General features: G+C 34.1%; 10 protein-coding genes and 1 tRNA gene. 4 read left to right on the top strand and 7 right to left on the bottom strand.

Features of this window, described 5'->3' with window-relative positions; genetic code table 11:
- The 4 genes from CKF54_RS02850 to recJ all read left to right on the top strand — a co-directional run.
- On the top strand, positions 1-1,065 hold a 1,065-nt coding region (locus CKF54_RS02850; RefSeq protein ID WP_119524775.1), incomplete at its 5' end, for an IS30 family transposase.
- Positions 1,066-1,672: 607 nt separating this feature from the next.
- Positions 1,673-2,830, top strand: a complete 1,158-nt coding sequence (ribD, locus tag CKF54_RS02845; RefSeq protein WP_119524774.1) for a bifunctional diaminohydroxyphosphoribosylaminopyrimidine deaminase/5-amino-6-(5-phosphoribosylamino)uracil reductase RibD — start codon at positions 1,673-1,675, stop codon at positions 2,828-2,830.
- Positions 2,820-3,335, top strand: coding sequence for a signal peptidase II (gene lspA, locus CKF54_RS02840; RefSeq protein ID WP_119524773.1), 516 nt, complete (start codon positions 2,820-2,822; stop codon positions 3,333-3,335). The genes ribD and lspA overlap by 11 nt, the downstream gene beginning before the upstream one ends.
- Positions 3,336-3,461: 126 nt before the next feature.
- Positions 3,462-5,333, top strand: coding sequence for a single-stranded-DNA-specific exonuclease RecJ (recJ, locus tag CKF54_RS02835; RefSeq protein ID WP_119524772.1), 1,872 nt, complete (start codon positions 3,462-3,464; stop codon positions 5,331-5,333).
- A 116-nt stretch (positions 5,334-5,449) separates the two neighbouring features.
- Here recJ and CKF54_RS02830 read toward each other — a convergent pair.
- The 7 genes from CKF54_RS02830 to CKF54_RS02800 all read right to left on the bottom strand — a co-directional run bounded on the left by CKF54_RS02830 (position 5,450) and on the right by CKF54_RS02800 (position 14,043).
- Positions 5,450-5,524, bottom strand: a tRNA-Cys gene (locus CKF54_RS02830).
- A 140-nt stretch (positions 5,525-5,664) separates the two neighbouring features.
- A complete protein-coding gene (locus tag CKF54_RS02825; RefSeq protein WP_119524771.1) occupies positions 5,665-6,711 on the bottom strand; it encodes a zinc ABC transporter substrate-binding protein in 1,047 nt (348 codons plus the stop codon).
- Positions 6,712-6,825: 114 nt separating this feature from the next.
- The gene (locus CKF54_RS02820) at positions 6,826-7,665 is read right to left on the bottom strand and encodes a ThiF family adenylyltransferase (protein WP_119524770.1); all 840 of its coding nucleotides are present in this window, start codon (positions 7,663-7,665) and stop codon (positions 6,826-6,828) included.
- Between the two features lie 2 nt (positions 7,666-7,667).
- Positions 7,668-9,062 (bottom strand): glutathione-disulfide reductase, encoded by a 1,395-nt coding sequence (gene gorA / locus CKF54_RS02815; protein WP_119524769.1) that lies wholly within the window; start codon positions 9,060-9,062, stop codon positions 7,668-7,670.
- Between the two features lie 15 nt (positions 9,063-9,077).
- On the bottom strand, positions 9,078-9,746 hold the full coding sequence (locus CKF54_RS02810; RefSeq protein ID WP_119524768.1) for a thymidine kinase: 669 nt from the start codon (positions 9,744-9,746) through the stop codon (positions 9,078-9,080).
- Between the two features lie 122 nt (positions 9,747-9,868).
- Positions 9,869-12,700 (bottom strand): isoleucine--tRNA ligase, encoded by a 2,832-nt coding sequence (ileS, locus tag CKF54_RS02805; RefSeq protein ID WP_119524767.1) that lies wholly within the window; start codon positions 12,698-12,700, stop codon positions 9,869-9,871.
- A gap of 251 nt (positions 12,701-12,951) precedes the next feature.
- Positions 12,952-14,043 carry a PotD/PotF family extracellular solute-binding protein gene (locus tag CKF54_RS02800; protein ID WP_222987486.1) on the bottom strand — a complete coding sequence of 364 codons (1,092 nt, stop codon included), beginning with the start codon at positions 14,041-14,043 and terminating at the stop codon, positions 12,952-12,954.
- Positions 14,044-14,471: the final 428 nt, after the last annotated feature.

Here is a 14,471-nt window from a genome sequence, read left to right as displayed (position 1 = left end):
GCATTCGCTACACGCGCAGCAGGACTAAACCTTTCTATCCAAAACATTAAGACACTTCTTTCAGAAGACAATCAAAAATCATTTAAAGCTATTGAGCACCTACTGTACTCTTGTCGCTCTAAATGGCTTGAGTTTTGTAAAGAAACAGGTACAGACGTTCGTAGTACTCAACAATGCAATGAGTTCTTTCAACTGTATGATGACAGTACCTATAACAAGAAAAGCTTAAGAGGAAGAAAGTCTAAATATGAATTGTTTATCAGCGACTACCCAGAGCTTAGAAAGGAGTATGAGAAACTTATCAAACGTTTAATTGATAAGAAACAACCTGAAGGTAGAGTAATTCAGGAAATAGAGTCCTTTCTAGAACATCATAAAATAACCAACGTAAGCAAATACTTACCGTCTTCTCCTAAAACTATCTATAACTGGGCTAAATCTGGGTTAATTCCAAAAAGAATTACTAACGAGAAAAAGCACAAGACTGGACAAGTTAAGGAATACGATAAGAAGAAAAAACCTGGTGAATACCGCACAATTGATCAACGCGCTATAGATTTCCCTAACCTAGAGAATGAGTTTGGTCACTTTGAACTAGATACTCTCGTAGGTGCTGGTAGAGAAAGCTATAGACTGTCACTGATGGAGCGCAACTCCCGCTATCATATCTATACTCCTCTAACTAGCATGAAAGCAGGTTACGTAGCTCAAGAAATAATTAGAGAAGTACGTAGAATCGCAAGAAATGCTGGTAAAAAGCCTGAAGAAGTAGTTAAGAGCATTACCTGTGATAACGGTATCGAGTTCTCAGATTACAAAACAATTGAGAGAACCTTAGGCATAAAGGTTTACTTCTGTAAAGTTGGACGACCTGATCAGCGCGCACGCCAAGAGTGTAGTCATAAGATCTATCGTAGATACTTCTATCCTAAGAAAAAACCCGCTAAATTTGCTTCACGTAGCACATGCTTATATCAATCTAGATTCTGCAATAATATAGCTCGCAAAGTTCTTAATTACCGTACTCCTAGTGAGGTCTTTAACGAATATATTGCTTCTTTGTAATAAATCGTTGGCTATAGAATTTTGCAACTTTATGGTTCGCGAACCGCGAGAAAATCGCGGACGCGACTCCCGGTTATTTTTTACATTCTCCGTTTAAATTAATAATTATTATACAGTTTTTCAAACTGTTAATAACAAGAAACCACTTTTTTTATGTCCAAAATTTGTTAAATTTTCATTTTTGTCACTAATTTTTACAATTCACCGTAATTTTTTAGCTTTGGTGGTTGCTTTTGCTAAGATCTACGACTAAAAATTTCAATTTTATCTCTATTTTAGGCTTGCTATTTTGTCAACCTAGAATTAAATAAAGAGCATTTATAGTTATTAAGGTAAGCTTACTAGAAAAGTAAGCTTACAAAAAAAGTAACTTAACTACAAATGTAAATCCAACAGCAAAGAAAAAACAATTTTTTCTAGGCGCAAATGATAAAATTATAGCTAGCTTATAACAGGCGTAAAGAATTTTTTAAAGGAGTTTTTATGCGCGAACCAATGAGTAAAAAACGCTTATTGCAAATCTTAGTACTCTTAGTTATTTTATTAGTGTTATTTGGTATTAACACCTATAAATATTACGCAGGTTAAATTAAAATTAGATTCTTAGATGTTTGAACAACAATTAGAAAATCTCTATCAAGACCTAGCCTACAAATTAGCTTTACAAGGAAAAATCTCTTGTTACCCTAATCCTGCTGTAGGTTGTCTTATAGTTAAAGACCAACAAATTATTTCTTTAGGATTTCATAAATTTGCAGGTACTGCGCACGCAGAACGAGCTGCAGTATTGTCCTTAAAAGAAAGATACCCAGAAACTTGGCAAGATTTAATCAAAGGGGCGACAGCCTATGTTACTTTAGAGCCTTGTGCCCATTTTGGTCGTACTCCTCCATGCGCCAACTTATTAGCTGATTGTCAGGTTAAAAAGGTAGTTTATTTAAGTGCAGATAGCACTGATAAAGTAAATGGCAAAGGGGTTGCTATTTTAGAAAGAGCTGGCATTCAAGTTGAATTTGTTCCTTCTGCTAAATGTGAGAAACTTAATCAAGACTTTTTTGCTTTACAGCAGCAAGAGAGGGAGTTACCTTTTATTAAAATAAAAATTGGGGCTTCACTTGATAGCAAAGTTGCTCTACCTAATGGCAACTCTAAATGGATTACCTCTCCGGAGGCTAGAAGTTATGTCCAAGGCTTGAGATGGCAAGCAGATGCAATTTTAGCAAGTGCGAAAACGGTAATTGTTGATAAGGCAAAATATAATTTGCGTTATGCGGAATTTCCACAAATAATTCAAGAGCATTTGGCTCCTGAAGAGGTAATTTCACCTAAGTTAGTTCTACTAGATAATTCACAGCAACTAACTGGTAGCGAAGAGGTATTTGCTCATCATAAAAGAGAAGACATTGTTATCGTTTCTTGTCAGCCTCATCCTTTAGCTTCAGCTAAAGAATTTGCTCCAAGTAAGTTTATTAGTGGTTTTGATTCTCATAAACCAGAGCAATTAAAAGAAATTTTAAAACAATTAAAAGCACTAGGAATAAATAATTTACTTGTAGAAACTGGAAGTAGCTTAACTAACGCCTTAATTGAAAATAGATTATTTGATCAATTACACTATTTTATGGCTCCTAAGGTTTTAGGTTCTGGCTTAGAAGCTTTAAGGCAAGAAGTTGAACAAACGCAAATAGCTGACTGCTTGCAGTTAAATCTGTTATATTCGCAAGAGCTTAGTGAAGACAATTTATATTTAGTTTATGCAAAATAGATTAATAGTTTTAGGATTGGGATTATTAGTAATCCTTGTTGGTTTAGATTGGTATAGTAAATATTACTTTGACACTAATTTTTACTATGGGCAGAGTGTTGCAGTGTTAGGAGAAAAGTTCCTACAATGGACTTTAGTTTACAACTATGGTTTTAGCTTTAGTATAGGTTCGGATTATCCTAATTTAATGCGCATAGTTGTTGGCTCTTTTGCTACTTTAGTAGGAGTATACCTAACTTATATCTCAAGTAAAACTTTTGCCTATCCGCATTCTACTTTTAGTGAAAAAGTAACTGCTTTTGCACAAATTTGTGTAGCGGCAGGAGCTTTTGGTAATGGAGTAGAACGTATTCTGTTTGGTAGAGTAATTGATTTTATTCATTTTACCTTCGGTGAAAGTTGGAGTTTTGCCGTGTTTAATCTTGCTGATGTTTGGATTAACATAGGTATTTACATTATTGTGATTAATTATATAGTCACTTACTTAAAGAATCGTCAAGGTTAACTTTATCTTGAAATATTTTAAAAAAGCTAGATAACTGCTAAGTTATCTAGCTTTTTTCGTTTTCTTTGCAAGACGTGATAAAATACAATAGAAAAGAAACAAATAAATAAGGATCGATTTTTAAAAATGTTAGAAAAAACTATAAAAGTTGTAGAGCGTAAACCGCAACATCTTTTAGGTTTAGCCGATCAGATTAAAGACTATATCTTTTCTAATCGCAACATAACAGATGTTAGTCAGCTCGATTATAGTTTACGTAATTTAATAAATCCGATTCTATTCAAAGATTTAAATAAAGCAATTAAACGATTAATCAATGCTTTAATTGAAAATGAAAGAATAGTAATAATAGGAGACTATGATGCTGATGGAGCTACTTCAACTTCATTAGTGTACATGAGTCTTAAACGTTTAGGTTTTACTAACGTAAACTATATAATTCCGGATAGAATTATTCACGGTTACGGTTTATCTCCAGCATTAGTTGATCTTGCAATTACAGAGCATCGCGCTAATTTAATAATTACGGTAGATAATGGTATAAGCTCTTTTGATGGAGTTGAGTATGCCAACTTTAAAAATGTTGATGTAATTATTACTGACCATCACTTAGGTGGGGATACTGTGCCTCCGGCTTATGCAATTATCAACCCAAATCAAAAAGGTTGTAATTTCCCTTCAAAAAACTTAACTGGTGTAGGGGTATCTTATTACCTAATGAAAGTTTTAAGTTACTACATTAATGAACAATTTAATGTAATTACTAAAGCGATAAATATTTCTAACACCATTATTTATGAAAAGATTAATTTAATTCTAGAACATAAAAATAAAGAGGGCGAAAAATTAAATTCTGCTGAAATTGAACTTTTACGTGAAAGAATTAATAAGTTTTTAGAAAATTACGACGCGAGCTTTAATCCAGATCAATATCTCGATTTAGTAGCAGTTGGTACTGTAGCAGATCTTGCTAACCTTGATTACAATAATAGAATTTTAGTTGAACAAGGTGTGAGACGTATTCGTGCAGGTCGTTGCTCTAAAGGTATACAAGCTATTTTAAAAGTACAAAAGATCAATAATATTGATTTTGGTGTTGACGATATTAGCTTTAAGGTAGCTCCTCTAATTAATGCCATCGGTCGTATGGATAGCATGGTTAAAGGAGTTGAATGCTTAATTTCAGATGATGAAAGGGTTGCTGAAGTAATTGCTTGTGAAATGGCAGAAACTAATAAAAAGCGTTCTGTAGTTCAAGCTGAAAATACGCAACAAGCTTTAGATCAATTTGAAATGCGTTTTCGTCACTCTGATAGCTACTCTATCTGTCTATATGATCCAAGCTGGCATTTAGGGGTTATAGGTTTAAATAGTTCAATTATTAAAGACAAGTATTGGCGTCCAACTTTTATTTTCTCCACAGATGAGGGAGGCTTAATTAAAGGTTCAGGAAGATCAATTAGTAGTCTACACTTAAAAGACTGTTTAGATACTATTGCCAAACGTTATCCAGGTCTAATTGTTAAATTTGGTGGTCACTCAGGTGCTGCAGGGGTAACAATTAGAGAAAAAGATTTTGATCAGTTTAGCCAAGCATTAGAAACTGTAGTGCGAGAATTGGCTGAACCTGATGATATTGGTCAAGAAACTATTTACTGTGACCTTGAACTTCCAGTTAACTATATAACTTTAGAGTTTGCTAAGGAGCTGGTACGTTTAGGACCATGGGGTAAAGGTTTCCCTGAACCGGTATTTAAGAGTAGATTTAAGATCTTTAATAGTCCACGCTTAGTAGGAAGATCCAAACGTGATACTTTAATCTTAGATTTTATGGATGCCAACAATATGTGCCATTCTGGAATTAGATTTAAAGCTACGCCAGAGCTAATAAATTCTTTAGCTCCAGAAATGGATGTTTTCTATACTATGTCAATAAATCGTTATTGTGGACGAGAGTCACTAAGTTTAGTAATTAAACATATGATTCCAGTAGAATAAAAAAGATCCCCTGAGAATGAACTCAGGGGATCTTTTTGGCTAAAGCAAAAATGAATGCTCAGCAAGATTGGAAATTCGGATAAAAAAAAGATCTAGCGTTAAAGCTAGATAAAAAATGGAGGCGCGACCCGGAATTGAACCGAGATAGACGGATTTGCAATCCGCTGCATAAGCCATTCTGCCATCACGCCGTTCTTTTGAATACGGTATTATTATAATGAATTGAAAGTTAATTGTCAAGAAGATATAAAAAGAAAATTCTTAACTCTCTGATGTTTACGGGGAAAAAGTAAGAGGAACTTTACATTAAATGCAAAGTTCCTCTTTTCTTTTATTGATTTAAAAGAATGCTAAAGCTTTTTCCTAGATTTTTTAGAAACTCTTGGTAAGCACCTGGTTGTACTTTTAGGTCAACACCAAGTGGATCTAAAACACCTAATTTAGCACCAATAGATTGAGCTAATTTATTTGCAATTCCTTGATTAAATTGAGGCTCTGTAAAAATTACTTTTACATTATCCTCTTTTGCTTTATTGTTTAGCTCGTTAATAACTTTTACCGAAGGATCAACATTTACATTAAAGTAAATTGCCCCGCGATTTTTACTTTGGAAGTTGTAAGCAGTTTCAAAGTAAGTGTAAGCATCATGGTAAACATAGAAATTACTCATTTTATTAGGGGTGAGTAACTCTTGTAATTCTTTATTGGTTAGGGTTAACTGTTGGTTAAAATCAGCAAGGTTAGAAAGAATTGTCTCTTTTTTGTCAGGGTAAATTTCAATTAATTTATCTGCAATACCTTGAGCAATATGCTGGGCAATGATTGGACTTGTCCAAATATGATAGTTAATTTCTAACTCTTCATTGGCATGCTGCTCTTTGCTATGTTCACTGCTGTGCTCATGTTTATGAGTTTTATCATCGCTATGGGTATGTTTATGAGTATCAGCATCATCATGTTCATGACTATCATGCTTATGGTCATCGTCATCATGGTGATCATGATGATGTTCTTCCTCATCATGGTCGTGATGCACCCCTTTGATTAATAAAGCTTTAATTGCAGGGATTTGAGATAATTCTAAGACATTTTTAGGTTTGGTTCTTGAGTTATTAACTACCTTACCTAAACTAATTTCCATATTATCGTCAATATATACCAGAAGATCGCTATTTTTTACAGTTGCTAGATCTTTAGGAGTTAATTGTGCTGAGTGTGGAGATTTATTTGCTGGAATTAAAACTGAATTATTAGTTACATTCTTAGTTAAATCAGCTACAATAAAGCCAATTGGTTGGATTGACGATAAAACATCAGCCTCAGCTGTGTTAAAGAGTGCAAATGTAGCTAAAGCTACAGATAAAGCTGTCTTTTTCATAATAAGTGATTACCTTGTTTTAGTTAATAAGCCGCAGCTTATATTTTTACTAATAGTTCTTTCAACTGAAAGTATTAGTTACCCCTATAATAACATAAAAAGCTTAGCAAGAAGCTAAGCTTTTTTAATATAGTCAAGAATTCTGGCAACTGCAAAGTTAGCAAAAGTAGCTGTTACTGCAGTAGCTGAACCGTAGCCATTATTACAGTTTAGTTTTTGGATATCACAGGTTTTGCTATCTGTTGGTAGGCTCATTTGTTCAAGTGAAAAAACAGTAGGGACATTAAATTTTTTATCCTTAAATCTTTCACGGTAACCGTATTCTCGGCGTAAACGATTTCTCACATTAGCAATTAATGGATCTTGCGTGGTTTCTGTGAGATCGGTTAAGCGAATTTTAGTAGGATCAAATTTCCCTCCAGCAGCACCGCATACTACCAATTTAATTTTATTTTGACGACAATAGTTCACTAAACTTGCTTTGACATTAGCATCGTCAATTGCATCTATGACATACAGTTTAGGAGTAATTTCTTGCTCTTGAGCAAAAATTTTAGAAGTAAACTTTTGTGGTTTAATTATTTCACGTAAGTTTTCAGGAGCAAGAAAACGATCGATCTTAATTAAGGAAATAAGTGGATTGATATCTAAACATCTATCTCCCATAATGTCGATTTTGTCTTCGCCGGCAGTAGAATGCATTGCTGGTAATTGACGGTTGATATTAGATAAGCAGATGTCATCAGAGTCAACTAAGATCAATGAACCAACGCCACTTCTTGCTAAAGCTTCAATAGCCCAAGAGCCAACACCACCAGCACCAACTACGATAACTTGAGCTTGAGCAAAATTTGCTAAGGCATTAGTACCATATAAGGAAGCTATGCCTTTGAAAATACGCCAATAGCTTGGATTAAAATCTTGCTCGCTATAAATTTTATTACTTTCTTTCATAATTAGCGCATAGTTACAAATTCTTCGGCACCTGTAGGGTGGATAGCTACAGTGTTGTCAAAGTCAGCTTTTGTTGCTCCCATTTGCATTGCCACAGCAAATCCTTGGATAATCTCATCTATCCCTAAACCGATACCGTGCAGACCGATAACTTTTTCATTTTCTCCTTGCACGACTAGTTTCATAAATACTTTTTCAGGATGAGAGGTTACGGCAGTTAGCATTGAAGTAAATTTACTGCGGTATACTTTAATACCATTTGGATTTTCTTTTGCGTCAAATTTACCAAAGATTTCAAGTGCTTTTTCTTCACTATAACCAATAGTACCTATAGCTGGGTGGCTAAAGATAACTGTAGGGATTAGAGAATCTTTATTAAAATGCCAACCAGTTTTACCGTTATATAAACGCTCTGCTAGTGTGCGGCCGGTTTTGATTGCCACTGGAGTTAAGGCTGGTAAGTTTACTGCATCACCAATAGCTAAAATATTACTTACAGAAGTTTCACTTAGTTCGTTGGTAACAATAAATCCGTCTTTATCAACTTCAACACCAACTTCTTCAAGATTTAATCCTGAAAGATTTGGTTTACGACCTATTGCCCATACTAAGAATTCAGAATCAATATTTCCTTTATCTGTAATTAAACGAGTTAAACCATTATCAAGTTTTTCAACTTTACTATAAGAGGCATTAGCTACATGCTTTAAACCTTGTAAGTTAAAATTCTCGAGTAATTCATTGGCAACATCTTTATCTAACCAGCGTAAAGGACGATCCCCACGCGTTACTAAAGTAGTATCAACACCAAATGAGTTTAATACTCCTGCGATTTCTACAGCAATGTATCCAGCGCCCACAATTGTCGCACTTTTTGGTAGTGAAGTTAGATCGAAGAAGCCATCAGAGTCAGTACCTAATTCTACTCCTTGAATTTCAGGGAAAGTTGCTTTACCGCCTGGTGCTAAAAGAATGCGCTCTGCAGTATAAAGCTTCTCGTTGCCATCTTGCCCAACTACTTTAACCGTATTCTTATCAACTAAAGATCCCCAGCCTTTTAATACAGTAACTTTATTTTTTTCGAAAACATTACTGTAAGAGTTATGGATACGTGAGATGTAAGCTTGGCGATTAGCAACTAGTTTGCTAAAGTCTAAATTGCTTACTTGGGTAGTAAAACCGTAGTCTTCACTTAGGTGTTTTAGCTGACTGTAAAGATTTGCTCCATTCCATAAAACTTTTTTAGGTACACAACCTACGTTAACGCAAGTTCCACCTAATTCTTTAGCTTCAATTACTGCTACTTTTGCACCGTAGATGGCTGCACGATTTGCAGTAGCAATTCCACCACTACCACCACCAACTACAAGTAAATCGTAATTAAAATTATGAGTCATTTTCTTTATCCTTGTTTATTCAAAATCATGGTATTGTGCATTTTCTAAAGTACCATTAGCTAATGCTTCTTTGTGAAGCTTGCGCGATACAGCAACGTAAACATTATTACCACCAATTTGTACTTTCTCTCCCTTACTTTGTGGGACGCCATTTTCATCTAGACGAAGTACAAAAGTGGCTTTTTTACCTGTTGCACAAATAGTTTTTAATTCCACTATTTCATCAGCCCAAGCTAATAACCAAGCAGATCCCGCAAAAGGCTCACCTAAAAAATCAGTTCTGATGCCATAACAAAGGACAGGGATATTCATAAAGTCAACTATGTCAGATAGTTGTTTAACTTGCTCTGGAGTTAGAAATTGAGCTTCATCGATTAAAATTGCTCCTACTGGGCGATTATTACCTTGTTCATCTTTTAAAGGTAAATCGCTTTGTTGGAGCTCTTTGACAGCTTCAATCATATTAGTATTAGAAGCAAATGGATTTGCCTTTTCTCTAATACCAAGACGTGAAGTGATGTAAAGCTCAGTATTAACTAACTGTCCATCTGCTGCACGATTATCAGCATAAAAATTAAAGAGTATTGTATTAAATCCTCTCTCTTTATAGTTATGAGAAGCTTGCAAAAGGTTAGTGCTTTTACCAGCATTCATGGTTGAGTAATAGAAGAATAGTTTTGCCATAATTTGATTTAGTTAAACTTTTATACCGTTATAAATTATACACAACTTTAAAGGAAAAAGAGCAGGATCCTAAAACGGACCCCGCTCTTTTCAACTGTTCGAATATTAGATTATTGTAATAATTAAGCAAAGTGACGAGTTTCGCCTTCACCTTCTAAGTTATCTACACAACGAGAACATAACTCTTCATGTTCAGCATGTGTACCAACTGAAGGATCTAAATGCCAACAACGGTTACATTTTGGAGCGTCAAATTTCTTAGCTTCAACTTTGAATAATTCTTCACCTTCAGCGTTTTCTAATGCTTTAACGTTTAGTTTAGACACTAAGAAAACGTATTTAGCTTCTGAAGCTAAAGTTTCAAGTGCTTTAGCTAAAGCTGGAGCTTTAGGAGATACGTAAACTGTTAATTCAGCATCTAAAGATGAACCGATAGTTTTGTTTTTACGTAAGTTTTCTAAAGCAACGTTAGCTTGATCACGAACTAATAGTAACTCTTTCCAAGATAAATCATTTAGTTCAGTATCATTAGGTTGAAGATTTTCGTAGTGGTAAGAAGTGAATACATATTTATCACGCTCACCAGGTAGTTGTTCCCAAGCTTCTTGTGAAGTAAAGCTTAAGATTGGCGCCATCCATCTTACTAAAGCTTCAGCTACGTGGTACATTGCAGTTTGTGCTGAACGACGAGCTAGGCTATCTTCTTTAAGTGTATAGATACGGTCTTTAACTGTATCTAGGTAGAATGAACCTAAGTCTACTGAACAGAACTGCATTAGAGCTTTAACAATTAAGTGTAACTCATATGAGTTGTAGTTTTCTCTAATTTGTGTTTGGTAGCTATTAGCTAAAGAAACGATGTAACGATCAACTGAAAGCATTTGATCAAATGGTACCGCATGTTTAGCTGGATCGAAACCGTTTAAGTTAGCTAGTAAGAAACGCGTTGTATTACGGATACGACGATATTGGTCAACTGAACGTTTTAAGATCTCATCAGAAACACGGATATCAGTTGTATAGTCAGTTTGTGCTACCCATAAACGTAAGATGTCTGCACCGTATTTTTCGTTAACTTCTTGAGGAACGATTACGTTACCTAAAGATTTAGACATTTTTTGTCCGTTACCATCAACGATAAAGCCGTGAGTTAACACTTCCTTATAAGGAGCTTTACCAGTTACACCTGCACCGATACAGATTGATGACATGAACCAACCACGGTGTTGGTCAGAACCTTCTAGGTACATATTAGCTTTATGACCTTTGAATTCTGGACGTAATTTTGTAACTGTTTCACTAGTAGATCCAGAGTCAAACCATACATCTAAAGTATCTTTTGCTTTAGTGTATTTATCTGCATCTTCTTTACCTAAAAGCTCTTCGTTGCTTGCATCCCACCATGCTTGGATACTATCTTTTTCAACTAACTGTGCAACTTTTTCGATAATATCTAAAGTATTTGGATGTAATTCACCAGTTTCTTTATGAGTAAATACTGGAATTGGTACACCCCAAGTACGTTGACGTGAGATACACCAGTCTGGACGACCACTTACCATGTTGTCGATACGTGATTCACCCCATGCAGGAATCCAAGATACTTCATTACGGATTTCATTTAATACAGAGTTACGTAAGCCTGCAACATCCATACCGATGAACCATTGTGGAGTAGCACGGAAAACTACTGGAGTTTTGTGACGCCAACAGTGTGGGTATGAGTGGTTGATTGATGATTTAAATACTAAACGACCAGCATAAGCAAGCTCTTTAATTACAGGAACATTTGCATCAAAGATTTTTAGACCTGCAAATTTAGGAACATCAGCTTTAAATTCAGAATCATCATTGATGTTGTTTGTTAGACCAATGCCGTATTTTTTACATACATCAAAGTCTTCGATACCGTAATCAGGAGCTGTATGTACTAGACCTGTACCAGCGTCTAAACCAACGTGCTCACCTAGTAAGAAAGGTACATCATGACCAAATAATGGGTGAACAAATGTTAATAATTCTAAGTCTTTACCAAGTACAGGTGTACCTACTACTTCGAAAGAAGAGAATTTACAATGTTCAGCTACAGTTTCAACTAATTCTTTTGCTAAGATGAAGTATTGTTCATTTGCAAAATATTGGTTGTTATCTAATTTTACTTTAACTAATGCGTATTCTAATTCAGGGTGTAATGAAATAGCACGGTTACCTGGGATTGTCCAAGGAGTTGTTGTCCAGATTACTGCGTAAGTAGGAATACTTGTATCAGTAACACCAAATTTTGTAACTACGCTATTAGCATCTTTAGCTTCGAAAGCTACATAGATAGATTCTGATTTTTTATCGCGGTATTCAACTTCAGCTTCAGCTAAAGCAGATTTACAGTCTACACACCAATATACAGGTTTGTGACCTTTGAACATGTGACCATTTTTAACTAAACGACCTAAAGTACGAATAATCTCTGCTTCAGTTTTATAGTCCATTGTTAGGTAAGGGTTATCCCAATCACCTAAAACACCAAGACGTTTAAAGTCATTGCGCTGTAAGTTTACTTGTTCTAACGCATATTCACGACATTTTTTACGGAATTCACTAGCGTCGATATTGATACCAGGTTTACCTACTAAACTTTCTACTTTTAATTCAATTGGTAAACCGTGGCAGTCCCAACCAGGAACATATGGAGAATCAAATCCTTCGATAGTTTTTGATTTTATAATAATATCTTTAAGAATTTTATTTAGTGCGTGTCCTAAGTGGATAGTACCATTAGCATATGGAGGACCATCGTGTAGGATATATAGAGGACGATTTTCGCGTGATTTACGAATTAATTGATATAAATCGTCTTTGTACCATTGTTCTAGCATTTGTGGTTCACGTTTTGGTAGTTCACCACGCATAGGGAAATCTGTCTGAGGCAGATTTAAATTGTAGTTATTTTCGCTCATAGTTTTAAAATTTACTAAAAGATTAATTCAAGTTAAAGATATTTTTAATAAAACTATAGATTTCTTTTTAACTATTAAATTTTAATAGAAAAATACTCTCCGAATAGAATTCGTAAAGATATGTTTGGCTGGATACGTTTTCTTCTTTAGAATAATATTAACATAAAAAAGTTTATTTTGCCAACTAGCAAATTGAAAATTTCAAAAAAAACAGGATACCATTGGTATCCTGTTTTTTATATAAGAAAATATTAGTTATTACCAGAAACTCTTAACTGGTTCCAATATTTGTTATATAGCTCTAAAGTTTTATTATCCACATCAGCATTGAATGATGATTTTTCAAATACCCATTCAGGTGGGAAAAGGATCGTTGAGTTTTGCCATTCAATTGGTAGTAGATCTTTAATTAAACGATTAGCAGGTTGGAAACCTAAATTTACTAAAATTTCATAAGCGTTTTCAGGCTGTAGCATGAAATTAATAAATTGATACGCTTCTTCAGTATTTTTAGCTCCAACAGGAATCACAAAAGAATCGATAAATTGTACTGCACCTTCTTCTGGCCACATCACAGAGATATCGCTATCATCTATTGAACCACGAAATGCTGAACCAGTCCATAGAATACCAGTTTGTACTTCTTTATTAACAAAAGGCACTTCTGGAGCGTCAGAGTTAAATACTTTAACTTTATTCACTAAAGTAGCTAGTTTCTCATATGCTTGTTTAATTTCATCTGGGTTAGTTGTGTTTGGATCATAACCAAGAGATTTTAAAGCAATAGAGAAAAGATCACGCTGATCATTTAAGATCATTAAATCTTTAAACTCTGGTTTCCATAAATCGTTCCAAGATTTAATTTCTAAGTTAGGAGCGTATGATTTATCAATACCAATAGTAGTAAAGCCATAAGTATAAGGAATTGAATATTTATTTTCAGGATCAAATGGCTTATTTAAAACTTCAGGTAAAAGATTATCAGTTTGAAGTTGAGATAAATCTAAAGGTTGAATTAAATTTTCTGCAATTAATCTTGCAACAAAGTGATTTGAAGGAACTACGATGTCGTAAGGTTGACTAGAGTTGCTGTTTAATTTTAACTTAGCATACATCTCTTCATTACTTTCGTAGGTAGTGTATACCACTTCAATTCCGGTTTCGTCAGTGAATTTTTTTAATAAATCACTAGTAATGTATTCTGTCCAGTTGTAAACGTATAGTTTTTGTTTTGGCTGATTACTTTTTTCTGAGCTACTTTTACTGCCAGAGAAAGAAAAAGTAATAATTAAAGCGATAACTAAAACTACTAAAATTAAAAGTATTGATTTTGTTTTGTTCACAAATATCTCTAAAGTTAAATTGAGGGTAGGGTAGATAGCAATCTTTAATTAAATTCTAAATTATTTTTAATTAAAGTGGTAATTTTTTACTTGTTGATTATATACAATTTTCACTTGTTAATAAAAGAAAATTAACAAACTTTTGACATTTTTTATGTTAGTCAAATCTCATTAAACTAACATATAAGAATGGTGAAAATTTAAAATAGGGATTCCCGAACAAAGAAGAAGCTAATGATTAAATATTATTAAATTTCTTACCTTTAGATTAAGTCAACAATCGATTTAAAGAAGGGTAGTATGCCCTGCTAGAAATCGAGATAACCTAATGTTATTTAGTAATTTATTTAGAAGAAAATGATCAATTTCGGGAATCCCTATTAAAAGCAAGTGTATGAGCAAATAATATAACCTGAATTCCGCAAATG

The sequence above is a fragment of the Psittacicella hinzii genome (assembly GCF_003585885.1).
Classification (GTDB): Bacteria; Pseudomonadota; Gammaproteobacteria; order Enterobacterales; family Psittacicellaceae; genus Psittacicella.
The sequence above is the reverse complement of the archived record's forward strand: the minus strand, read 5'-3'. Positions and strand labels throughout refer to the sequence as shown.

Coding starts and splice junctions, on each gene's coding strand:
- ribD (WP_119524774.1), top strand. CDS start 1,673: ATGTTTGAACAACAATTAGAAAATCTCTATCAAGACCTAGCCTACAAA.
- lspA (WP_119524773.1), top strand. CDS start 2,820: ATGCAAAATAGATTAATAGTTTTAGGATTGGGATTATTAGTAATCCTT.
- recJ (WP_119524772.1), top strand. CDS start 3,462: ATGTTAGAAAAAACTATAAAAGTTGTAGAGCGTAAACCGCAACATCTT.
- CKF54_RS02825 (WP_119524771.1), bottom strand. CDS start 6,711: ATGAAAAAGACAGCTTTATCTGTAGCTTTAGCTACATTTGCACTCTTT.
- CKF54_RS02820 (WP_119524770.1), bottom strand. CDS start 7,665: ATGAAAGAAAGTAATAAAATTTATAGCGAGCAAGATTTTAATCCAAGC.
- gorA (WP_119524769.1), bottom strand. CDS start 9,062: ATGACTCATAATTTTAATTACGATTTACTTGTAGTTGGTGGTGGTAGT.
- CKF54_RS02810 (WP_119524768.1), bottom strand. CDS start 9,746: ATGGCAAAACTATTCTTCTATTACTCAACCATGAATGCTGGTAAAAGC.
- ileS (WP_119524767.1), bottom strand. CDS start 12,700: ATGAGCGAAAATAACTACAATTTAAATCTGCCTCAGACAGATTTCCCT.